This is a genomic window from Pseudomonas sp. Sample_9 (assembly GCF_004307535.1).
GTDB lineage: Bacteria > Pseudomonadota > Gammaproteobacteria > Pseudomonadales > Pseudomonadaceae > Aquipseudomonas > Aquipseudomonas mercuritolerans.
Genome location: NZ_RAZO01000155.1, coordinates 18,016 through 40,905, shown reverse-complemented (window position 1 = coordinate 40,905; position 22,890 = coordinate 18,016). Strand labels below are relative to the sequence as shown.

General features: G+C 60.5%; 22 protein-coding genes. 14 read left to right on the top strand and 8 right to left on the bottom strand.

Annotation, left to right across the window (positions count from 1 at the left end; all coding sequences use genetic code 11):
• Nucleotides 1-216 (top strand): hypothetical protein (locus tag D6877_RS29570; protein WP_206662976.1); only part of this gene is annotated, 216 nt, incomplete at its 5' end.
• 103 nt (nucleotides 217-319) lie between these two features.
• Here the strand turns inward: D6877_RS29570 and choX are convergent.
• Nucleotides 320-1,240, bottom strand: coding sequence for a choline ABC transporter substrate-binding protein (gene choX, locus D6877_RS08220; protein ID WP_130910444.1), 921 nt, complete (start codon nucleotides 1,238-1,240; stop codon nucleotides 320-322).
• A gap of 16 nt (nucleotides 1,241-1,256) precedes the next feature.
• On the bottom strand, nucleotides 1,257-2,771 hold the full coding sequence (gene betC, locus D6877_RS08215) for a choline-sulfatase (protein ID WP_130910443.1): 1,515 nt from the start codon (nucleotides 2,769-2,771) through the stop codon (nucleotides 1,257-1,259).
• A gap of 114 nt (nucleotides 2,772-2,885) precedes the next feature.
• Between betC and D6877_RS08210 the strand changes: the two genes are divergently transcribed.
• Nucleotides 2,886-3,836, top strand: a complete 951-nt coding sequence (locus D6877_RS08210) for a LysR family transcriptional regulator (protein WP_130910442.1) — start codon at nucleotides 2,886-2,888, stop codon at nucleotides 3,834-3,836.
• Between the two features lie 23 nt (nucleotides 3,837-3,859).
• On the opposite strand, the gene D6877_RS08205 is transcribed toward D6877_RS08210, so the two are convergent.
• A complete protein-coding gene (locus D6877_RS08205) occupies nucleotides 3,860-4,525 on the bottom strand; it encodes an NAD(P)H-binding protein (protein ID WP_016772367.1) in 666 nt (221 codons plus the stop codon).
• Between the two features lie 81 nt (nucleotides 4,526-4,606).
• Here D6877_RS08205 and D6877_RS08200 point away from each other — a divergent pair, with 81 nt between their 5' ends.
• The 10 genes from D6877_RS08200 (at nucleotide 4,607) to D6877_RS08155 (ending at nucleotide 15,865) form a co-directional block, all read left to right on the top strand.
• Nucleotides 4,607-4,933: a DOPA 4,5-dioxygenase family protein gene (locus D6877_RS08200; protein WP_016772366.1), complete on the top strand. Its 327-nt coding sequence runs from the start codon at nucleotides 4,607-4,609 to the stop codon at nucleotides 4,931-4,933.
• Between the two features lie 403 nt (nucleotides 4,934-5,336).
• Complete coding sequence (locus D6877_RS08195; RefSeq protein ID WP_073470799.1) at nucleotides 5,337-6,644, top strand: CitMHS family transporter; 1,308 nt, start codon at nucleotides 5,337-5,339, stop codon at nucleotides 6,642-6,644.
• A gap of 85 nt (nucleotides 6,645-6,729) precedes the next feature.
• Entirely contained in the window at nucleotides 6,730-7,497 is a 768-nt protein-coding gene (locus tag D6877_RS08190) for a TerC family protein (RefSeq protein ID WP_071173939.1), read from the top strand.
• A gap of 327 nt (nucleotides 7,498-7,824) precedes the next feature.
• Nucleotides 7,825-9,483 (top strand): Na/Pi cotransporter family protein, encoded by a 1,659-nt coding sequence (locus D6877_RS08185; protein ID WP_130910441.1) that lies wholly within the window; start codon nucleotides 7,825-7,827, stop codon nucleotides 9,481-9,483.
• A gap of 181 nt (nucleotides 9,484-9,664) precedes the next feature.
• Entirely contained in the window at nucleotides 9,665-11,059 is a 1,395-nt protein-coding gene (locus D6877_RS08180) for an insulinase family protein (RefSeq protein ID WP_130910440.1), read from the top strand.
• A 211-nt stretch (nucleotides 11,060-11,270) separates the two neighbouring features.
• The gene (locus D6877_RS08175; RefSeq protein WP_130910439.1) at nucleotides 11,271-12,299 is read left to right on the top strand and encodes a DUF5924 family protein; all 1,029 of its coding nucleotides are present in this window, start codon (nucleotides 11,271-11,273) and stop codon (nucleotides 12,297-12,299) included.
• A gap of 54 nt (nucleotides 12,300-12,353) precedes the next feature.
• Nucleotides 12,354-13,502, top strand: coding sequence for an ABC transporter permease (locus D6877_RS08170; protein WP_130910438.1), 1,149 nt, complete (start codon nucleotides 12,354-12,356; stop codon nucleotides 13,500-13,502).
• On the top strand, nucleotides 13,499-14,302 hold the full coding sequence (locus tag D6877_RS08165; protein WP_071173945.1) for an ATP-binding cassette domain-containing protein: 804 nt from the start codon (nucleotides 13,499-13,501) through the stop codon (nucleotides 14,300-14,302). Before D6877_RS08170 ends, D6877_RS08165 begins: the two co-directional genes overlap by 4 nt.
• A gap of 1 nt (nucleotide 14,303) precedes the next feature.
• Entirely contained in the window at nucleotides 14,304-15,242 is a 939-nt protein-coding gene (locus D6877_RS08160; protein WP_130910437.1) for an MlaD family protein, read from the top strand.
• A complete protein-coding gene (locus D6877_RS08155) occupies nucleotides 15,239-15,865 on the top strand; it encodes an ABC-type transport auxiliary lipoprotein family protein (RefSeq protein ID WP_130910436.1) in 627 nt (208 codons plus the stop codon). The genes D6877_RS08160 and D6877_RS08155 overlap by 4 nt, the downstream gene beginning before the upstream one ends.
• Nucleotides 15,866-15,980: 115 nt before the next feature.
• On the opposite strand, the gene D6877_RS08150 is transcribed toward D6877_RS08155, so the two are convergent.
• The 5 genes from D6877_RS08150 to D6877_RS08125 form a co-directional block, all read right to left on the bottom strand.
• The gene (locus D6877_RS08150; RefSeq protein ID WP_130910435.1) at nucleotides 15,981-17,210 is read right to left on the bottom strand and encodes a spore maturation protein; all 1,230 of its coding nucleotides are present in this window, start codon (nucleotides 17,208-17,210) and stop codon (nucleotides 15,981-15,983) included.
• Between the two features lie 202 nt (nucleotides 17,211-17,412).
• On the bottom strand, nucleotides 17,413-18,744 hold the full coding sequence (gltP, locus tag D6877_RS08140) for a glutamate/aspartate:proton symporter GltP (RefSeq protein ID WP_039757150.1): 1,332 nt from the start codon (nucleotides 18,742-18,744) through the stop codon (nucleotides 17,413-17,415).
• 715 nt (nucleotides 18,745-19,459) lie between these two features.
• Complete coding sequence (locus tag D6877_RS08135; protein ID WP_130910433.1) at nucleotides 19,460-19,924, bottom strand: inhibitor of vertebrate lysozyme family protein; 465 nt, start codon at nucleotides 19,922-19,924, stop codon at nucleotides 19,460-19,462.
• A gap of 2 nt (nucleotides 19,925-19,926) precedes the next feature.
• Nucleotides 19,927-20,091 carry a DUF1328 domain-containing protein gene (locus D6877_RS08130; protein ID WP_003177151.1) on the bottom strand — a complete coding sequence of 55 codons (165 nt, stop codon included), beginning with the start codon at nucleotides 20,089-20,091 and terminating at the stop codon, nucleotides 19,927-19,929.
• A gap of 74 nt (nucleotides 20,092-20,165) precedes the next feature.
• The gene (locus D6877_RS08125; protein ID WP_024014979.1) at nucleotides 20,166-20,450 is read right to left on the bottom strand and encodes a hypothetical protein; all 285 of its coding nucleotides are present in this window, start codon (nucleotides 20,448-20,450) and stop codon (nucleotides 20,166-20,168) included.
• A 428-nt stretch (nucleotides 20,451-20,878) separates the two neighbouring features.
• On the opposite strand from D6877_RS08125, the gene algB reads away from it, so the two are divergent.
• Entirely contained in the window at nucleotides 20,879-22,225 is a 1,347-nt protein-coding gene (algB, locus tag D6877_RS08120) for a sigma-54-dependent response regulator transcription factor AlgB (RefSeq protein ID WP_024014980.1), read from the top strand.
• A gap of 10 nt (nucleotides 22,226-22,235) precedes the next feature.
• Nucleotides 22,236-22,890: KinB sensor domain-containing domain (locus D6877_RS08115; RefSeq protein ID WP_277751479.1), on the top strand; the 655-nt coding region annotated here is incomplete at its 3' end.

The window sequence follows — 22,890 nt, the reverse complement described above, 5'->3', positions numbered from 1 at the left end:
CACGGGATTGCCGTGGCAACCAGCTCAGGAAAGGAAAAAGTGAATGGCGGCTGGGTAAGGCCATGGGTCCTCGCGGTTGGGGTTTTGTTCAAGGTTATCAGGGTGTCAGGTGTAAAAGCCCTCACCCTAGCCCCCTCCCTGAGGGAGAGGGGACTGACCGAGCTGTTTGTTGAAGATTCACCGACCTGCGATTTCGGCGTTGAACGCAAGTTTTGATTCAACAGCGATCGGCTCCCTTTCCCCCTCGCCCCCTTGGGGGAGAGGGCTGGGGTGAGGGGGCAAAAATCTCCAGCCGAACGCTATCCCAGCAACCGTGAGATCAAAGCTTGGCCTTCACCGCCACCAACGCATCCTTGCCATCCACGGTCTTCACCCCATCCAGCCACTTGTCCAGCACCGCCGGATTCGCCTTGATCCATGCCTTCGCTGCTTCGGCATTGCTGATTTTCTTGTTCACCACCTCGGCCATGATGCTGTTCTCCATGTCCTGAGTGAACGCCAGATTGGTCAGCAACTTGCCCACATTCGGGCAGGCCTCCGCGTAGCCCTTGCGGGTCAGGGTGAAAACGTTGCCAGTGTCGCCGAAGTATTTTTCGCCGCCCTTGAGGTAACGCATTTTCAGCTGCACGTTCATCGGGTGCGGGGTCCAGCCGAGGAAGGTGACGAATTTCTGTTTCTTCACCGCCCGCGACACTTCGGCGAGCATCGCCTGTTCGCTGGACTCGATCAGCTTCCACTGGCCCATGTTGAAGTCATTCTTCTTGATGATCTCCTGCAACGAAATGTTCGCCGGCGCGCCTGATCCGATGCCGTAGATCTTCTTGTCGAACTTGTCGGCGAATTTGTTCAGGTCGGCAAAATCATGCACACCCGCCTCCCAGACATAGTCGGGGACGGCAAGGGTGAATTCAGTGCCTTCGAGGTTTTTCGCCAATTGCGTCACATCGCCGGTGGCGACGAACTTGTCATAGAAGCCCTGCTGCGCCGGCATCCAGTTGCCGAGGAACACGTCCACCTGGCCATCCTTCAAGCCGCCGAAGGTGATGGGCACCGCAAGGGTGTCGACTTTGGCCTTATAGCCCATGCCGTCGAGCAGAAACCCGGTGATGGCATTGGTCGCGGCGATGTCGCTCCAGCCCGGATCGGCCATCTTCACGGTTTCGCAACTTTGCTCGGCGAAGGCCGAGGCGCTGCTCAATGCGATCAGGCCAACGGTGACAGCTGTGGATAACTTGCGCATGGACTTCCCCTTAACGTTATTGGTTTTGGCAGGGTTGTGGATAACGGGCCTTGCGCTCCAGATCATCAAGGTCGATGTGGTTGCGCATGTACTGCTGACTGGCATCGACCAGTGGCTGGTGATCCCAGCTCTTCAGCTTGCCGATGGTTAACGCATCGGCGACGAAACGGCGTCGGCGCTGACTGGCCAGTACGTCCCGATGGATCGCCGGAATGTCCCACTTGGCGCGCGCTTCAGCGAGAAAATCGTCGAACAGCTGACGATGTTGCGGCGATTGGCTCAGTTCCTCTTCTTCGCGCGGATCGTTATCCACATCGAAGAGTAGGCACGGGTCGCTTTCGCTGTAGATAAATTTGTAGGCGCCCCGGCGAATCATCATCAGCGGGCTGACAGTGCCTTCGGCCATGTATTCGCCGAACACCTCGTCATGCCCGCCCTGCCCTTGCAGGTGCGGCAGCAAGGAACGGCCGTCCAGTGGCAGGCCCGGCTCAAGCGTGCCACCGGCCAGATCCACGAACGTCGGCAGCAGGTCGGCGGTGGAAACCGCGGCGCTGACCCGGCCCGCCTCGAATTGTCCTGGTGCGCTGATCAGCAGGGGCACTCGCGCGGCCATCTCGAACCAGTGCATTTTGTACCAGAGGCCCTTCTCGCCGAGCATGTCGCCATGGTCACCGGAGAAGACGATGACGGTGTCGTCCATCAACCCGGTTTCCTCGAGGGTTTGCAGCAGTTTGCCGACATTGGCGTCGATATAGCTGCAAGCACCGAAGTAGGCGCGACGGGCATCGCGGATCTTATCCACAGGCAGCGGCTTGTCCCACAGGTCGTAAACCTTGAGCAGACGTTGCGAGTGCGGATCGAGATCGTCCTGGTTCAAGGCTGTAGGCAACGGGATATCGGCATCGTCATACAGATCCCAGAAAGCCTTGGGAATCGTGTACGGATCGTGCGGGTGGGTCATCGACACGGTCAGGCAGAACGGCTGGTCGCCGTCCTCGCGGATGTGATCGAACAGGTATTGCTGCGCCTTGAACACCACCTCTTCGTCGAAATCCAGCTGATTGGTGCGCACGCACGGCCCGGCTTGCAGCACGGAAGACATATTGTGATACCAGCTCGGCCGCACGTCCGGCTCGTCCCAGTTCACCGCCCAACCGTAATCGGCCGGGTAGATGTCGCTGGTCAGGCGTTCTTCATAACCGTGCAACTGATCCGGCCCGCAGAAATGCATCTTGCCCGACAGCGCGGTGCGGTAGCCGAGACGCCGCAGGTAATGCGCGTAAGTTGGAATGTCGGCGGGGAAATCGGCCGCGTTGTCGTAGGCGCCGATCTTGCTCGGCAACTGCCCACTGACCAGGGTGAAGCGCGACGGCGCGCATAGCGGGCTGTTGCAATAGGCAGCATCGAACACCACGCCTTGGGCGGCGAGGCGGGACAGATTCGGCAGTTTGATCGGCGATGGGCCGTAGAACGGCAACATTGGCGCGGCCATTTGATCGGCCATGATGAAAAGAATGTTCTTGCGCTTCATGTGATCGCGGCATTCCATGTTGAATATTTATGCGAGAGTGCTGTGATCGAGGATGGATCCCATGCCTCCTTCGGTAAAGCCCGCCCCCGACAATGACTAGGATAAGCACAGCTTATGTATGACGCCCTCGGTGACCTGTCCCTAGATCTGCTGCGCGCTTTTGAAGCGGCGGCCCGCCATCGCAGTTTTACCGCTGCTGCGGTGGAGCTTGGCACCACGCAGCCGGCGATCAGCCAGCAGATAAAACGCTTGGAAGAACAGCTCGGTACGCGTTTATTCGATCGCATTTATCGGGGCATCGAGTTGACTGAAGTGGCCGCCCTGCTCTTTGAGCAAGTCACCCTCGGTTTGCAGAACATCGACGCAGGTTTGAGCGCGATCAGCACCCAGCAGCAACATGAGGTGCTGCAGGTAGCCACGGATTTCGCCTTTGCCGCCTATTGGCTGATGCCGCGCCTGCATCGCTTCCATGAGGCCAATCCGCACATTGATGTCAGCCTGGTCACCAGCGAGCGCAACCACAACATGCTGCGCACCGACATCGACGTGGCGATCCTGTTTGGCGATGGTCGATTCAAGCAGGGCGAGAGCCACTGGTTGTTCAGCGAAGAAGTATTCCCGGTGTGCAGTCCGCTGCTGCTCAAGGAGCGTTCATTGCCGTTGCCCGCTCAGGCCCTGCTGGAATTTCCGCTGCTACACCTGCGCGGCGAAAACAGCAGCAACTGGTTCGACTGGAGCGGGCTGTTCCGTCAACTTGGCCTCACTACACCGCCGGCGCCGGGGCAGTTGCGCTTCGACAATTACACTCTGTTGATTCAAGCGGCGATTGGCGGACAAGGCGTGGCGATCGGTTGGCGTCACCTTGTGGATAACTTGCTGGTGCAGGGTTTGCTGTGCCGGCCTCTGGCCGAAACTACTCTGTCGCGGCTGGGGTATTACGTGGTGTTGCCGCAACGCAAGCGTCGGGGTGCGTTGATTCAACTGTTCGTTGACTGGTTGATGGCCGAGCAGGCCAGCAGTGCGGAATCGTTGAACGGGTTGGCGTTGCCTTCTATTGCGGTATGAAGAGCAAAAGATCGGACGATCTTTTACGAATCAGAAGCCGCCACAAAATTCACATGCTGCCCCACATGCAGATTCAACCGCAGCTCATCGGCGATGCCCACCGCGACACGGTTCAGGCGCTCCAGCGGTTCGGCCAGCCCCGGTTCGAGATTGCCGCCCACCTGACTGAAGTGCTCGATGGTCAACCCGGCAACGCCATGGGGCGCATTGACCAGGGTCCAGCGCAGTGAGCTGCTTTGTACCGCCTCGAGGATTTCTTCGGCAGCGTGACGTTGCAGGCGCTCGTCATTTTCTGGCTCGTCGAGCACACCGAAGTTGCCGACCAGAAACAGGCGCGGCACGCTGGCCAGTTGCAAACCTTCGACCAAGGCGTCGACTGCCAGCACTTGTTCCACCGGCCCCAGCGTCACCGAGCGCTCAACGTGGTCGCTGCTGAACGGCAACCCCGGAGCGTCGAGCAGACAGATCACCGCCGAACTACCGGCGACGCTCTGATTGACCCGCTCGGCATCGAACAGGTCGCCGGTCTTGGTGCGCAGCCCCGGACGCGGCGCAAGTGCGGTGAGATCGTCGAGAATGGCGATGACTTCGTGTTGGCGGCGCAGTAATTCAGCCATCAACGCACCGCCCAGGCTGGCCATGGCACCATAGAGCACCACTTTCACCACTGGGGTTTCGGCATTTTTCATGGCTGTTTTCCTTATTGTTGTCCTATATGGCCTGTGACGGTGGAAACAGCCAAGGGTTCGAATCGATTGAGAGGCGACACGATGCAAGGGATCAAGGGCTACCACGCCCATGTCTATTTCGACGCGCAAACCATCGACCAGGCGCGGGCCCTGTGCGAACAGGCCGCGCAGTTGTTTGCGTTGAAAATGGGCCGCGTGCACGAACGCCCGGTAGGGCCGCACCCCGACTGGAGCTGCCAACTGGCTTTCGGCCCCGAGCTGATCGGCGAGGTGCTGCCGTGGCTGGCGCTGAACCGCAAAGGCCTGGTGGTGTTCCTGCATCCGGAGACTGGCGATGACTTGCTCGACCACACCGAACACGCGATCTGGATGGGCGCGGTGCGGCCGCTGGATTTGTCGATTTTTTAATCAGATGCTGACGCTGAACTGATAACGGATATGTCCAGACTGCCAGCCAGCGCTGTCTGTCCGTTTATCCGCATCGCTACTAGTCCCGTATTCATTGGCTGTCGTTGCATCCGACCGCCGGTTGACCATTCATTCATCGCTTTCGCTCGCGAAAGGTAGCTGAAAGCTTCCCCGATTAGGATCGCCCCACTCCCGGCAACAGACCGGTTGGCCCAAGCCCTGTGTTTTTTCCACAGGCCCGGCCCAATTAACAACAACAATGGTGATTCTGATGTCTTCTGCAACCCGCCGTTTCTCCCGCTTCCTGCTGGTCACTCCGCCCGTACGCCTCGCGCCTGCCGTTCTGCGCTGATCCCGCCCGATCCGCTCATTCCATTAGCCGCGCTACGCCTGGAGTATTCCCATGCTGACTTTCCTTGGCTTCGCCATGGTCATCACGTTCATGTTCCTGATCATGACCAAGCGCCTGTCCGCGCTGATCGCCCTGATCATCATCCCGATCCTGTTCGCCCTGTTCGGTGGTTTCGCGCCGAAAATCGGCCCGATGATGCTCGAAGGCATCACCAAACTGGCGCCGACCGGCGTGATGTTGATGTTCGCCATTCTGTATTTCGCCCTGATGATCGACTCCGGCCTGTTCGACCCGGCCGTGCGCAAAATTCTCAAACTGGTCAAGGGCGACCCGTTGAAAGTTTCGGTCGGCACCGCCGTTCTGGCGCTCGTCGTTTCCCTTGATGGTGACGGCGCGACCACTTACATGATCTGCGTGGCCGCGATGCTGCCGCTGTACAGCCGCATCGGCATGAGCCCGCGGATCATGGCCGGTCTGATCATTCTCGCCGGTGGCGTGATGAACATGACCCCGTGGGGCGGCCCGACCGCCCGCGCGGCGAGTGCCCTGCATGTCGACCCGTCGGACATTTTCGTACCAATGATCCCGGCCATGGCCGCCGGTGTCGTGGCGATCCTGGTGATTGCCTACTTCTACGGCAAGCGTGAACGCGCCCGCCTCGGTGAACTGCACTTGGTCGGCGACGAGATCGATCACAGTGAAATCAGCGTCTCGCAATTCCCAGACGCACGCCGTCCGAAGCTGATCTGGTTCAACGCCGCACTGACTTTCGGCCTGATGTGCACGCTGATCGGTGGCCTGTTGCCGCTGCCGGTGCTGTTCATGGTGGCGTTCAGTATCGCCATGATCGTCAACTACCCATGCCTGCAAATGCAGAAAGATCGTGTCGCGGCGCATTCCGGCAGCGTGCTGGCAGTGGTCGGGCTGATCTTTGCGGCGGGTATCTTCACCGGTATCCTGTCGGGCACCGGCATGGTCGATGCGATGTCGAAGAGCCTGTTGGCGGTGATTCCGGATTTCCTCGGCCCGTACCTGGCGGTGATCACGGCACTGGTGAGCATGCCGTTCACCTTCTTCATGTCCAACGATGCGTTCTATTACGGTGTACTGCCGGTGCTGACCGAAGCGGCCAGCCACTATGGGATCACTGCGGTGGAAATGGCCCGTGCCTCGATCGTCGGCCAGCCCGTCCACTTGCTGAGCCCGTTGGTGCCGTCGACCTATCTGTTGGTGGCGCTGGCCGGCATCGATTTCGGTGATCACCAGCGTTTCACCCTGAAATGGGCGATCCTGGTGTGTATCTGCATTCTGATTGCTGCACTGCTGTTGGGGACTTTCCCGATGTTCAGCACTCTATAAGCCCAAGACTCACCGTTACGGGTCCCGGCTTCGCGGTTTGAAGCCCGGACCTTTTCCGGTTCAACAATTGCTCAAAGGAATACACATGGATTGGCTGACCAACCCCGAAATCTGGGTTGCCTTCTTTACCCTGACCGCCCTGGAAATCGTCCTCGGTATCGATAACATCATCATGATTTCGATCCTGGTCAGCCGCATGCCCAAACACATGCAGCAGCGCACGCGGATCTTCGGTCTTGGCTTGGCCATGATCACGCGGATCCTGTTGCTGCTGTCGATCACCTGGGTCATGCGCCTCACTGCCGATCTTTTCGAAGTGTTCGGCCAGGGCATCTCCGGTCGCGACCTGATCCTGTTCTTCGGTGGCCTGTTCCTGTTGTGGAAGAGTTCGCAGGAGATGTACCACGCGCTGGAAGGTGAAGACGAAAGCGACGACGCGCCATCGGGCAAGGGCGGCAACTTCCTCTACACCATCATCCAGATCGCGATCATCGATATCGTCTTCTCGCTGGACTCGGTGATCACCGCCGTCGGCATGGTCTCCCACGTTCCGGTCATGGTCGCGGCGATCGTCGTGGCAGTGCTGGTGATGATGCTGGCGTCGGGCAAGATCAGCGAATTCATCGACAAGCACCCGTCGCTGAAAATGCTCGCCCTGTCCTTCCTGCTGGTGGTCGGTACCGTGCTGATCGCCGAATCGTTCGACGTGCACGTGCCAAAAGGCTACGTCTACTTCGCCATGGCGTTCTCGCTGGCGGTTGAGGCTATCAACATCAAACTGCGCGGCGCGATGGCCAAGAAGAGACAGCAACAGGATCCGGTGAAACTGCGCAAGGATGTTCCGGGCCAATAATCCGGTAGTCCCGGCAGCACGCTACACCCCTGTGGGAGCGAGCCTGCTCGCGAAGATGGAGTGCCAGTCGACAACAATGTTGGCTGGCCCACCGCTTTCGCGAGCAGGCTCGCTCCCACAGTTGTTTTGGGCAACAGAGGGAAAACGTGTCGGATTCGGTGAGTGGATGCATTTGTTTTGATGACACTTTTGTTTCAATCCACGCTTTAGCTGTGCAATGCTGGCGCCGAGACCGTTCGCCAACTACAGCTTAAGTATCAAGAACGTAGAAACCGCGCGGTGCCGTCCACTTGCCCCTCTGGGGCGCTGCTACTACAGGGGGTCTGCATGCTCACCCTGCTCAATTTGCTGTCCGCCGTCGCCCTGTTGATCTGGGGCACGCACATCGTCCGAACCGGCATCTTGCGGGTTTATGGCACCAATCTGCGACATGTCATCGGCCAGAACATGTCGAGGAAATGGCTGGCGTTCATCGCCGGTATTCTCGTCACCGCCATGGTGCAGAGCAGCAACGCCACGGCGATGCTGGTCACTTCGTTTGTCGGGCAGGGTCTGATGGCGCTGACCCCGGCGCTGGCGACCATGCTGGGCGCCGATGTCGGCACCGCACTGATGGCGCGGGTGCTGACCCTCGATCTGTCGTGGCTGTCGCCGCTGCTGATTTTCCTCGGGGTGATTTTCTTTCTGTCGCGCAAACAGACGCGGCTCGGGCAGATGGGCCGGGTGTCGATCGGGCTGGGGCTGATCATTCTCGCCCTGCAATTGATCGTCGAGGCCGCTGCGCCGATCACTCACGCGCAAGGGGTGAAAGTGATTTTCGCCTCGCTGACCGGCGACATCCTCCTCGATGCCCTGGTCGGCGCCCTGTTTGCAATGATTTCCTACTCCAGCCTCGCCGCCGTGCTGCTCACCGCCACGCTGGCCGGGGCTGCGGTGATCAGCTTGCCGGTGGCGATCGGTCTGGTGATCGGCGCCAACATCGGCAGCGGCATCCTCGCCTTCATGAGCACCAGCATGCAGAACGCCGCCGGCCGCCAGGTGGCGCTGGGCAGTCTGTTGTACAAACTGATCGGTCTGCTGCTGATCATCCCGGTGCTCGACCCGCTGGTGCACTGGATCGACAGCCTCGATTTCAGCCCGCAGGAAATGGTCATCGGCTTCCACCTGCTCTACAACACCGCGCGCTGCCTGATCCTGCTGCCCAGCGTCGGGCCGATGGCGCGGCTTTGTGCTTGGCTGTTGCCGGAGCGGCCGGAGGTCAACGGCGCCGCCAAACCGCGCCATCTCGACCCGACCGCGCTGGTCACGCCGAGCCTGGCGCTGGCCAATGCCGCGCGGGAAACCCTGCGCATGGGCGATCTGCTCGACAACATGCTCGACGCCTCCCTCGATGTGCTGCGCGGCAAGCAGACCGCCGTCACTCAGGAGATGCGCCGACTGACCGACGACGTCGAGGCGCTGTACAGCGCGATCAAGCTGTATCTGGCGCAGATGCCCCGCGAAGATCTTGGCGAGCAGGACAGTCGGCGCTGGGCCGAGATCATCGAACTGGCGATCAACCTGAAACTCGCCGCCGACCTGATCGAGCGCATGCTGCGCAAGATCCAGCAGCAGAAGACTTCGCAACGGCGTTCGTTTTCCGAAGAAGGCCTGGAAGATCTTGCCGGGCTGCAGCAGCAACTGATTGCCAACCTGCGCCTGGGCCTGTCGGTGTTTCTCAGCGGCGACCGCGAGAGCGCGCGGCAGTTGCTGCGGGAGAAACGCCGCTTTCGCGCGCAGGAACGGCGTCTGGCCCACGCCCACGTCAGCCGGTTGCAACGCAAGATCGTGCAGAGTCTGGAGACCAGTTCGCTGCATCTGGAATTGATTGCCGACATGAAACGGCTCAATTCGCTGTTCTGCAGCAGCGCCTATGTCGTGCTGGAAACGGCGGACACCGGCGCGCTGGCGGTGGATGACATGGCCGACATTACGCATTCGCCTTGAACGTCTGGGGCTGGGGTCAGTCAGTTACAGTGGTTCAGCCGCAAGATCTTCGCGAGCAGGCTCGCTCCCACAGGGGAATGTATTTCAATTGTGGGAGCGACGGTGCGACGATTCGACCTGCTCGCGAATAGCGGCCTGAATAGCGACACGGATCTCCAAATCAGCCGTATGGAAGCCTGTTATGCGTTGCCTGTTGTTCGCCTGTCTGTTGCTCGGTTCCCTGCCCGCCTTCGCCCTGGATCGCTTTCAGGTCGAAGGCTATGCGCTGCCCAACGGTTTGCAACTGATGCTCAAGCCCGGCACCGAGCGTGGGCATGTGGCGATCCGGCTGGTGGTCGGCGTCGGCCTCGATGACTTCGATTGCGACGAAAAAGAGCTGCCGCATTTGCTCGAACACCTGCTGTTCAGCGGTATCGACGCCACCGGCGAAGGCGGTCTGGAAGAACGCATGCAGGCGCTGGGCGGGGACTGGAATGCGTTCACCAGCAATGCCGACACCACGTTCGTCATCGAGGCCCCGGCGAAAAACCAGCGCAAGGTGCTCGACCTGCTGCTCGCGCTGTTGACCCAGACACGCATCGACGACAACGCAATCAACGCGGCGAAACGGGTGGTCGAGCGTGAGGACGGCGGGCATTACACCAGGCTGCAACGTTTCCTCGACCGTCAGGACCTCGGTCATACCGCGAGCAATCAACTGGCTGTCGAGCTGGGACTGAAATGCCCGCAGCGTGCCGAAGTCGGCCATCTGACCCAAGAGCAATTGGAGAAGGTGCGCAAAGCCTGGTACGCGCCGAACAACATGACCCTGATCGTCGTCGGCGAACTCGACAAACTGCTGCCGGCCTATCTGGAGCGCACGTGGGGTGAGCTGGAGCCGGTCGAGCCCACCGAACACCGGGCGTTGCCGGACATCCGCACCAGCGCGGCCCATGAACGGACCCTCAACCGGGGCTTCATCGGCGACAGCGCCAAGCTGCACTGGCTGGTGCCGGAACCGGTGCTCGACGATCAGTACGACCAGACGTTCGATATTCTCAAGGATTACCTCGACTGGGCGCTGTACCGGCAGATTCGTCTCAACCATGGCTTGTCGTACGGGCCGTGGGCCGAGCGCGAAGTGTTCGGCGGTGTCGGCTTCATGAGCCTCAACGCGGACCTGGATCGCGATGACGTCGACGAAGCCATTCAAGTACTGGAAGACCTCAAGGCCGACCTGCTGAAAAACGGCCTCGACCCGAGCACTTTCGCCCGCATCAAACAAGCCGCCATGGCTCACCAGGCCTGGGCCGTGCAGGGCAACAGCGCGCTGGCGGACTATTACTGGAGCGCGCTGGCCGACTATCAGGATGGCCGCTTTGCCAATCCCGCGCGCGAGCTGCAAGGGGTGACGCTGGAAGCGGCGAACAAGGCGATGCGCGAGCTGTTGCTGCAGCCGGGGTATATCCGGATCGAGAAGCCTTTGATCAGTGATGATCAGGTGTTGTGGCTGGTCGCTGGTGGAATCGGGTTGTTGCTGCTGATCGTGATCGGCTGGCGCCTGCATCGCCGCCACAAAATTGCTGGAAGCCATTAATCCCGTGGTGAATGAGCACTTGTGGCGAGGGGATTTATCCCCGATGGGCTGCGCAGCAGCTCCAATAAGGGCAGCTCGGTATATCCAGACAAAATTCGCTTGCAGGATCTACGACGGCGGCGCCGCCGATCGGGGATAAATCCCCTCGCCACAGGGGTCATGCGGCGTTAACCTTTCCGGGATTTTCCCCATATCGTCGTGAACCGCCAAAATGCCAAAACTGACCCTCCTTATCCAGCGCCTTCTCGAGCTGATGAAGCGCTACCCCGGGTTGATCGCGGCGGGTGGTTTCATTTCCGGGGTCGGCAGTTTCATCCTCGTCGATCGCCAACAGGGGCTGGCCAGCTGGATCACGGTGATCATGCTGCTCAGCTGGATCTGGCTGATGCTGGAAAACACCCTGACCGGCCTGTTCACGAGAATCTTTAAACGCGAGATTCCCCAGCCGCTGCTGCGCTACGCGACGCAGATGATCCATCAGGAAAGCCTGTTTTTCGTCCTGCCGTTCTTCTTCATCACCACCACGTGGAACAGCGGCCAGTTTGTCTTTACGGGGCTGCTCAGCGTTGCTGCACTGATCTCTATCGTCGATCCGCTGTACTACAAATGGCTGGCGCCACGGCGCTGGGCGTTTCTCGCGCTGCACACCCTGACCCTGTTCGCCGCCCTGCTCACTGCGTTGCCGGTGATCATGCACCTGACCACCGCGCAGAGTTTCAAATGGGCGCTGGGGATTGCCGTGCTGCTGTCGTTCCCGAGCCTGGCGTCGATCTTCCCGATCCGCACGGTGCGCAACGCCTTGGCGATTCTGTTCATCACAGTCGGCATCGGCGGTGTCGGTTGGGCGCTGCGTTCGTGGGTGCCACCGGCAACGCTGTGGATGACCGACGTAGCGATCAGCACGCAGCTGCAGGATCGCACCCCCGGCGCCAGTCTCGATACCGTCAGCGCCGAGCAGATCCGCAGCGGCGGGCTCTACGCCTACACCGCAATCAACGCACCGCGCGGACTCGATGAGCGGATCTATCACGTGTGGGCCTTCAACGGCAAAGAGGTCGACCGCATCGCCCTCGACATCCATGGCGGGCGCAAGGAAGGCTACCGGGCGTGGACGCACAAACAGAATTTCCCCGGCAACCCGGCGGGCAAGTGGCAGGTGCGGGTGCTGACCGAGGACGGTCAGTTGATCGGCGTGCTGCGCTTCGCTATCACCGACAGCACACCGGCCAAAGAAAAGTAATCCGGTTCGTGCTATTACGTAGGATCTCGTAACGGCCGTACAAGCACGGAGCTTATGACCAGCAGCCCAACCCCCGGCAGTGCCCACCTGGACACCGCGTTCAGCCCTGCCCGCCTGCGGGTCAGCGGCGACTGGACGCTCGCCCATTACACCGCGCTCAAGCACCTGAGCGAAAAGCTCCATGGCCAGTACGACGCCAATACTCCGATAGACCTCAACGACCTCGGTGCCCTCGACACCGCTGGCGCATCGTTGCTGGTCGAGCTGCTCGGTTCCGAACGCTTGGGCAAAACCGCCGAACACCCCGATTGCACCCTTTCAACTGCCGACCGCGCCTTGCTGCAAACCGTGTACTGCTCGCTGAGTGATTTCTGCGTGCCGATCAAGGAGCCGGAGGTCAGCGTCAGCGTGCAACTGCTGACGCGCATCGGCCGCGCAGTGGATACGGTGTGGAAAGACACGATGCAGCTGCTTGGCTTCGTCGGCCTGATTCTCGAAGTCATCGCCCGTGGTCTGTTGCGGCCCAAGCGCTGGCGCATTACACCGATGATCGCGCACATCGAGCAGACCGGTCTCGACGCCGCGCCGATCGTGGCCCTGCTGACGTTTCTGGTCGGCGCGGTGGTGGCGTTTCTCGGCGCTACGGTGCTGGCCAGTTTCGGCGCGACGATTTTCACCGTGGACCTGGTCGGCTTCTCGTTCCTGCGCGAATTCGGCGTGCTGCTGACGGCGATCCTGATGGCCGGGCGCACCGCCAGTGCCTTCACCGCGCAGATCGGCTCGATGAAGGCCAACGAAGAAATCGACGCGATCCGCACACTCGGCCTCGACCCGATCGAATTGCTGGTAGTGCCGCGCGTGCTGGCGCTGCTGGTGGCGCTGCCGATGCTGACGTTCCTGGCGATGCTCTCGGGGATTGTTGGCGGCGGCGTGGTCTGCGCAGTGTCGCTGGACATCTCGCCGGCGATGTTCCTCTCGCTGCTGCAATCGGACATCGGCATTCAGCATTTTCTGGTCGGGCTGGTGAAGGCGCCGATCTTCGCCTTCCTGATCGCGGCGATCGGTTGCCTGGAAGGCTTCAAGGTCAGCGGCAGCGCCGAGTCGGTCGGCGCGCACACCACCTCCAGCGTGGTCCAGTCGATTTTCGTGGTGATCGTGCTCGATGCGGTGGCCGCGCTGTTTTTCATGGAGATGGGCTGGTGAGTCGTCTACCCCGCGCGCCCTCGGAGGCGGTGATCGAAGTCCGTGGCCTGTGCAATCGCTTCGGCCCGCAGAGCGTGCACGAGAACCTTGATCTGGACGTGTACAAGGGCGAAATCCTCGCCGTGGTCGGTGGCTCCGGCACCGGCAAATCGGTGTTGCTGCGCAGCATCGTCGGGCTGAATCGGCCCAGCGAGGGCATGGTCAAGGTCTTCGGCCAGAACCTGCCGAATCTGCCCGAGCATGAACGCTCGCTGATCGAACGCCGTTTCGGTGTGCTGTTCCAGAAAGGCGCGCTGTTCTCTTCGCTGACCGTGACCGAGAACGTCGCCCTGCCCCTGATCGAACACGCCGGCCTCAGCCGCCACGACGCCGAGCACCTGGCGGCGGTGAAACTGGCACTGGCCGGGCTGCCGCTGTCGGCGGCGGACAAATACCCGGCGTCGCTGTCCGGCGGCATGATCAAGCGTGCGGCGCTGGCGCGGGCCCTGGCGCTGGATCCGGACATTCTGTTTCTCGACGAACCCACCGCCGGCCTTGATCCGATTGGCGCGGCGCAGTTCGACCAGTTGATCCTGACCCTGCGTGATGCGTTGGGCCTGAGTGTGTTTCTGGTCACCCACGACCTCGACACGCTGTACACCATCACCGATCGCGTGGCGGTGCTGGCGCAGAAGAAAGTGCTGGTCGCCGGCCCGATCGACGTGGTCTCGGAAACCGCCGACGCGTGGATTCACGAATACTTCCACGGCCCGCGCGGCCGCTCGGCGCTGGACGCCGCCAAACTGCTCAACGAGGTCTGATATGGAAACCCGAGCCCATCATGTGTTGATCGGCCTGTTCACGGTGATCGTCGTGGCCGGCGCCCTGCTCTTCGGCCTGTTTCTGGCCAAATCCAGCGTCGACACCGAGTTCAAGGATTACGAAGTGGTATTCAACGAGGCGGTCAGCGGTCTGTCCAAGGGCAGCTCGGTGCAGTACAGCGGCATCAAGGTCGGTGACGTGGTCAGCCTGCGCCTTGATCCGCAGGACCCGCGCCGGGTGCTGGCGCGGATTCGTCTGGCGGGCGACACGCCGGTCAAGGAAGACACCCAGGCCAAACTGGCGCTGACCGGCATCACCGGCACCTCGATCATTCAGCTCAGCGGCGGCACACCCGAGAGCCCGAAACTGCGCGGGCATGACGGCAAGCTGCCGACGCTGATCGCCTCGCCCTCGCCTATTTCGCGTCTGCTCAATGACAGCAGCGACTTGATGACCGGCATCAGCGCCCTGCTGCAAAACGCCAACCACATGTTCTCCGCGGAAAACGTCGAGCGCGTGAGCAAGACCCTCGCCCATCTGGAACAGACCACCGGTACCATCAACGACCAGCGCGGCGACATCAAACAAGCCATGCAGCAACTGGCGACCGTCGGCAAACAGGCCGGCAGCATGCTCGAGCAGACCTCACTGCTGATGCGCAACGCCAACGGCCTGCTCAACGATCAGGGCAAACAGGCCCTGGGCAGCGCCGAGCAGGCGATGAAGTCGCTGGAGCAAAGCAGCGTGACCATCAACGGTTTGCTCAGCAAAAACCAGAATTCGCTGGATAACGGCATGCAGGGCCTCAACGGCCTGGCCCCGGCGATTCGCGAACTGCGCGAGACGCTGACCTCGCTGCGCGCCATTTCTCAACGCCTTGAGGCCAACCCCAGCGGCTACCTGCTGGGCAGCGACAAGAACAAGGAATTCACCCCATGAAGCTGACTCGAATCGCCCTGCTCGGCGCTGGCCTGACCCTGATCGGCGCGTGCTCGATCTTGCCCAGGTCGGAACCTTCGGACGTCTACCGCCTGCCTGCCGCACCGACGCACGCATCGGCCAGCCCGGCGACGGTTCAGCCGTGGTCGCTGCGCTTGAATAAGTTGCAGGCCAGCGAAGCACTGAACCGGCCGAGCATTGCCGTTATCCCGCAGGGCGATGTGATCAGCAGCTACAAGGGCTCGCGCTGGAGCGATCCGGCGCCGGTACTGCTGCGCAATCGCCTGCTCGATGGATTCCAGCGTGACGGCAGAGTGACGTTGCTGAGCACCGACGACAGCAACTTCCAGGCGGACCTGGAACTGGGCGGTAGCTTGCAGGCGTTTCAGACGGAATATCAGGGCGCGCAGGCCGGCGTTGTGGTGCGGGTCGATGCCTTGCTGGTGCGCGGCTATGACCAGCGCATCCTCGCCAGCCGCCGTTTTGAAGAGCGCCAGCCGTTGAGCGATGTGCAGGTGCCGGCGGTGGTCGCCGGGTTTGGTAAGGCCAGTGATCGCCTTACGGCCAAGGTTGTGGCCTGGGCCGTGGAGCAAGGGCAGAAACTGGCCCCGCAACCGCGCTGACACACCACAATCCCTGTGGGAGCGAGCCTGCTCGCGAAAGCGGTGTATCAGTCACTTAAGCGTTGACTGACACTCCGTCTTCGCGAGCAGGCTCGCTCCCACATGGGAATTTTGCTCAGCCGAAGAACCAGTAGCAGACAGCGATAGCGCCGACCACACCAGCGAACTCCGCCAGCAACGCACACCCCACCGCGTGCCGTGCGCGTTGAATCCCCACCGCGCCGAAGTACACCGCCAGCACATAGAACGTGGTTTCGGTACTGCCTTGCACCGTCGCCGCGACCAGCGCCGGGAAGCTGTCGACGCCGGAAGTCTGCATGGTCTCGATGAGCATCGCCCGTGCGGCGCTGCCGGAGAACGGTTTGACCATCGCCGTCGGCAGCGCATCGACGAAGCGCGTGTCCCAACCGGCCCACTCGACCAGATGCCGAATACCGTCCAGGCCGAAATCCAGCGCACCAGACGCGCGCAATACGCCAACCGCACACAGCATCGCGACCAGATACGGCAAAAGATTCTTCGCCACATCGAAGCCTTCTTTCGCGCCTTCGACGAACGCCTCGTACACCTTGACCTTGCGCATTGCGCCGATCAGCAGGAACAGCATGATCAAGCCGAACAGCGTGAGATTGCCGAGGATCGACGACAATCCCGCCAGTGCTGTCGCAGAAAGCGTGCCAAGCAGGGCCATGAAGCCGCCAAGAATCAGCGCGCCGGGCAGCAGATAGGCGAGCACCACCGGGTCCCAGATGCGCAGGCGCTGCATGAAGGCTACGGAAAGAAAACCGACAATGGTCGAGCAACTGGTCGCCAGCAGAATTGGCAGGAACACCAGCGTCGGATCCGGCGCGCCTTGCTGGGCGCGATACATGAAGATGGTCACGGGCAGCAGGGTCAGCGACGAGGCGTTGAGCACCAGAAACAGGATCTGCGCGTTGCTGGCGATGGTGGCGCTGGGATTGAGCTCCTGCAACGCTTTCATGGCTTTCAGGCCGATCGGGGTGGCGGCGTTATCCAGGCCCAGACCGTTGGCGGCAAAGTTCAGCGTGATCAAGCCAAGGGCAGGGTGGCCGGCCGGGACTTCCGGCATCAAGCGCAGAAACAGCGGGCCGAGGACCTTGGCCAGCCATTCGACGATCCCGGCCTTTTCGGCGATGCGCAGAAAGCCCAGCCACAGGGTGAGGGTGCCGAACAGCAGCACCATGACTTCGACCGAGAGCTTGGCCATGGCGAAAATGCTTTCCACCATCGCCGCGAAGATCCCGGCGTTGCCGCCGATCAGCCACTGCGCCAGCGCCGACACGGCTGCCACGATGAAGAAGCCAAGCCACAGGCCATTAAGCATCAGTCAAATCCCCCGAAGAATGCGGCGAATGATAGCGGGGTCGCCAGAAACGACAAACCCCGGATTGCTCCGGGGTTCGTTGGTGGGGCTTGCATCAATCACTGTGGGAGCGAGCCTGCTCGCGAAGAGGCCGGAACATTCAACATCTCTGTAGATTGATACACCGTCTTCGCGAGCAGGCTCGCTCCCACAGGGTTTTGCATCAGTTCTTGGAAATTTCGCCAGCCGGCAGTTTTTCCTTGCTGCGCCAGTGCGGCAGGGAGTTCCAGTAGCGCTCGCCCTTGGCGTCGTCGTACATGCCTTCCCAGCGCGCGATAACCAGCACCGCCAAGGCGTTACCGATCACGTTCAGTGCGGTACGGGCCATGTCCATGATGCGGTCGACACCGGCGATGAACGCCAGGCCTTCAAGCGGGATACCGACGCTGCCCAGAGTCGCCAGCAGCACTACAAAGGACACGCCCGGTACGCCGGCGATGCCTTTGGAGGTGACCATCAGGGTCAGCACCAGCAGCAGTTGCTGGCTGATCGACAGGTCGATGCCGTACAGCTGGGCAATGAAGATCGCCGCGATCGACTGGTACAGGGTCGAGCCGTCGAGGTTGAACGAGTAACCGGTCGGTACCACGAAGCTGCAGATGGCTTTCGGCGCGCCGTAGGCTTCCATTTTCTCGATGACACGTGGCAGCACGGTTTCCGAGGAAGCGGTGGAGTAGGCCAGCACCAGCTCATCCTTGAAGATGCGCATCAGCTTGAGCACCGAGAAGCCGAACAGCTTGGCGATCAGGCCCAGCACGACGAAGGCGAAGAAGGCGATGGCGACGTAAACCAGGATCACCAGTTTCGCCAGCGGCAGCAGCGAGGCGAAGCCGAAGTTGGCCACGGTCACCGCGATCAGTGCGAATACGCCGATCGGGGCGTAGTTCATGATCATGTGGGTGACTTTGAACATGCTTTCCGAAACGCCCTGGAACATCTTCACCAGCGGCTCGCGCAGGTCCGACTGCAGGCTCGACAGGCCGAGACCGAACAGCACGGAGAAGAAGATGATCGGCAGCATTTCGCCGCGAGCCATGGCCGCGAAGATGTTCGACGGGATCAGGTTGAGGATGGTTTCGATGAATGCATGTTCATGCTGCACTTCGGCGGCGGTCGCCTGGTACTTCGAGATGTCGACCGTGCCCAGAGTGCTCATGTCGATGCCGGTGCCCGGATGGAACACGTTGGCCAGCACCAGGCCGACGACGATCGCGATGGTGGTGACGATCTCGAAATAGATGATGGTCTTCAGGCCGATACGCCCGAGTTTCTTGGCGTCGCCGACGCCAGCGATGCCGACGATCAGCGAGGAAATGACGATCGGGATCACGATCATCTTGATCAGACGGATAAAGATATCGCCTGCCGGTTGCAGGACGTTGCTGATCCACCAGGCCTTTTCGGCGCTGAAGTGGTTGAGCAACGCACCCAGTGCAATCCCCAGAACCAGACCGATGAGGATCTGCCAGGCGAGGCTGATTTTTGCCTTCTTCATTATCTTTACCCTTACTTGCGTTTGACTCAGGCACATGCAGGAACTGGAACGCTCATCAGCGGAAAAGTCTGTGCATCTGCCTCCGTATAAGGTGCCCCGAAGCGCGTGTTTACGGCTCTTCGGCAGGCGAAAAAAGGCGCAACTATTCCGATGCAAGGTGGCGCCGTCTAATGCCGTAAACGCCTACCCTATGCCTAATCGGCATGAGCTTTTTCATTTGAAACTGGCGTCCCAAGCGGTTCGATTGTGACATTTGTGCCGGCATAAGTGCCGTGAACCGGCCATTACAGCGTGACCTGGTTAAATTTTGCACAGGCAAAACCGGCGGAAATTTCCGGAAAAAGTCTGAATCGCAAGACTAGAAGTCACACGGAACGAGCGCGATCTTTGTCGATATACGGTCGCCAGGAAACACCACGAAATGTTTTCCTCGCAGTGTCGACGATTGAGAAAAGGAATTTGGCGTGCTGGATCAATGTTTTAGCGGATTCAAAGCCCAGCGCAGATTCGTCAGACCACCGGGTCGACGAACCTGCGGCGCAGCTTTTACCCTGACCCGGCCCTTGCGCAGGTACTCCCTGTACCCGTAGGTCACTCCGACCCTGTATCAGTCAGAACGTCCCGGCCCCCTGGTCATGCACCGACCCTCATCGGGCGGTGCAATGGAAAGCAGCGGGGCGCTGCTTTCGTGTTCGAAATCTTTACGCGTCCTGCATCAGTACCACTTCGGATCTTTCTTCAGGGTTTCCATCAGCAGATCCTGCATGCCCTGATCAGGTTTGCCGAAGAAGCGATAAGTCGCGTGTCGCGTCGGCGACTTGTCCTGCGGCAGACCTTCCGGCACATCGACCAGCATGGCGTAGGCGTCATCCTTGTCGAAGCTGAAGGCCACGATCAAACGGTGATTCAGACACTTGTCCTGACTCTCGCAGAGCGGCCCGACCAGATACTCGTCGCCATCTTCCGTAACGGCATGCATCTGTTGTTCGGAGGTGCCGGACAGGTTGATCACCCATTCCGGGACGCGCTCTTCCTTTTTGATCACGCCTTCCCAGGTTTCACGGTACTGCGCGTCGGAGGCGAGGAGTTCGTTGACCCGGGTCTGGCCGTCATTGGCCGCCATGGCCATGGCACTGCCGCCCAGAAGCAGGGCGGCGGCCAATGTCTTGAGACCGATCATCGTTAACCTCGGCCGCGACGGCCAAAGAAGAAGGAAGCGATGAACATCACCAGGAACACGACAAAGAGAATCTTGGCGATACCCGTGGCGGTGCCCGCGATACCACCGAAGCCCAGAACGGCGGCGATGATGGCAATGATCAAGAATGTAATTGCCCAGCTCAACATGGTGATTCTCCTTACTTCTCTATTTAGGGGTGTTTCCGGTTTCCGACGCTACGCGCCTGAATGTGTTCAAAGGCTTAGAAAACCCAGCGCTCTTCCCGTGGCAATTGATCCAGCGGTTGCGCCTGGTCGACATCGATCATGTGCATCGAAGCGTTCTCGGCCTGGCTGCTGCTCACGGCACTGAAGTGCGTTTGAGTGCTGTGCTGCATCGAAATCAGTGGCTCGGGTTTACGGCTGTTTTCCCAGCTCATGTACTGCTGGCAAACGATCAGGGTGATCAGCAACGCCAGTACACCGAACAGACCTTGCTGGATCTGCAGTGGCGAAATACGTACTTGGGCGGCGATTGGGCGAGTCATCCTGTGTTCCTCACGCTTGTTCGGTTGGGGCAGTGCTGTTCTGCCCGGGCTGAGTGAGGTAGTGCAGCCTGCATGCCAGTTTTTTCATCTGTGAAAAAACCAATGAAAACAATGAGTTATGCGTGGTTGAGAAATTTCCTGCGACGCATCCTGCACGATGGCTCTTCTGCGGTCGTGCGCAATGCACGATTATTTCGTGGGAAATTTCGATGATATGGAATTGCTACCGGTACGCAGATGTCAGAAGAGGACGCAGGATCTGCCCTGCAAAACGCAGAATGTTTTAAAACTCAACGAAATCAATGAATTGGCCGTTATGGCAGTAGAGAGCTACCCTCCTATGGCTGGTATCGTTCAGAATCAACCATGCAACTTGCCCGATTTTTCCGGGACTAACCCAAGACTAATCACTATGGAGCGTAGGAAAAATGGAATCTGCCACTGAGCAACAAGGCCGCATTCTGCTGGTGGACGATGAATCCGCCATCCTGCGTACGTTTCGTTATTGCCTCGAAGACGAAGGCTATACGGTAGCCACCGCCAATAGCGCAGCCCAGGCCGATGCTTTGCTGCAACGTCAGGTCTTCGATCTGTGCTTCCTTGATTTGCGCCTGGGCGAGGACAACGGTCTCGACGTCCTCGCGCAAATGCGCATTCAGGCGCCGTGGATGCGCGTAGTGATTGTCACCGCCCACTCGGCGGTCGACACCGCGGTTGATGCCATTCAGGCTGGCGCCGCCGATTATCTGGTCAAGCCGTGCAGCCCTGATCAACTGCGCCTGGCCACCGCCAAGCAGCTGGAAGTGCGCCAGCTCTCCGCGCGCCTTGAAGCGCTGGAAGGCGAGATCCGCAAACCGAAAGACGGTCTCGATTCCCACAGCCCGGCGATGAAAGTCGTGCTGGAAACCGCACGGCAGGTCGCAAGCACCGACGCCAACATTCTTATCCTTGGCGAGTCCGGTACGGGTAAAGGTGAACTGGCCCGTGCGATCCACGGCTGGAGCAAGCGCGAGAAGAAATCCTGCGTCACTATCAACTGCCCGTCGCTGACTGCCGAGCTGATGGAAAGCGAGCTGTTCGGCCATAGCCGTGGCGCGTTCACCGGCGCCAGCGAGAGTACTTTGGGTCGGGTCAACCAGGCGGACGGCGGTACGCTGTTTCTCGACGAGATCGGCGACTTTCCGCTGACTTTGCAACCCAAGTTGCTGCGCTTCATCCAGGACAAGGAATACGAGCGGGTCGGCGATCCGGTCACTCGCCGTGCCGATGTGCGCATTCTTGCCGCCACCAACCTCAACCTCGAAGACATGGTCCGCGACGGACGCTTCCGCGAAGACCTGCTCTACCGCCTCAACGTCATCACCCTGCATCTGCCGCCGTTGCGCGAGCGCGCCGAGGACATCCTGACCCTCGCCGATCGGTTCCTTGCACGTTTCGTCAAAGAGTACGCACGCCCAGCGCGCGGCTTCAGCGATGAGGCGCGCGAAGCACTGCTCGGTTATCGCTGGCCGGGCAATATTCGCGAACTGCGCAACGTCGTCGAGCGGGCCAGCATCATCTGCCCGCAGGAACGCGTGGAAATCAGCCACCTGGGCATGGCCGAACAACCGGCCAACAACGCGCCACGGGTCGGCGCGGCGCTGAGCCTGGACGAGCTGGAGAAAGCGCACATCGGCGCGGTGCTGGCCACCGCCGGCACTCTGGACCAAGCGGCGAAAACCCTCGGCATCGACGCCTCGACCCTGTATCGCAAACGCAAGCAGTACAACCTGTGAGCACTGCGCGATGAAACTGGCGATCAAGCTGCGCACGCGCCTGTTCCTGAGCATTTCTGCGTTGATCACCGTGGCCTTGCTCGGGCTCTTGCTCGGGCTGGTCAGCGTGATGCAGATGGCCGGTTCGCAGGAAGCGCTGGTGCGCAGCAACTTCGTCACCCTGGATCTGGGGCTCAAGCTGCGCCAGACCCTCGGTGATCAATTGATCATCATGCTCGCCGAAAAACCCGATCCCGTTGCGTTCGAAGCGTCCAGGCAGCACTACTTCGAGTTGCTCGACCAAGGCATCGCCCAGCAGCCGGAGGGCGATGACCAGCCTTACGGTTTCCGCCAGGCCAAGGCCGACTACCTGAACTTCCTCGCTTCATTCGACGTGACCGCCGAAGCGGCGAAGAACGCCAGTACCAGCGCGGATTTCCGCGAGCGTTTCAATATTCTCCGTAACGGTTTGATCGCTGAGCACAAGCACGCGCTGGACAGTATCAATGAGGTGCAACACGCCGCTCGCGAACGTGCCTTGTTGATTGCCGGGCTGCTTGGTCTGGTCGGGCTGGCGGTGTTGATCATCGGTTTCGTCACCGCCCAAGGCATCGCCCGACGTTTCGGCGCGCCGATCGAAGCGCTGGCCAAGGCTGCCGACAACATCGGCCAGGGCAACTATGACG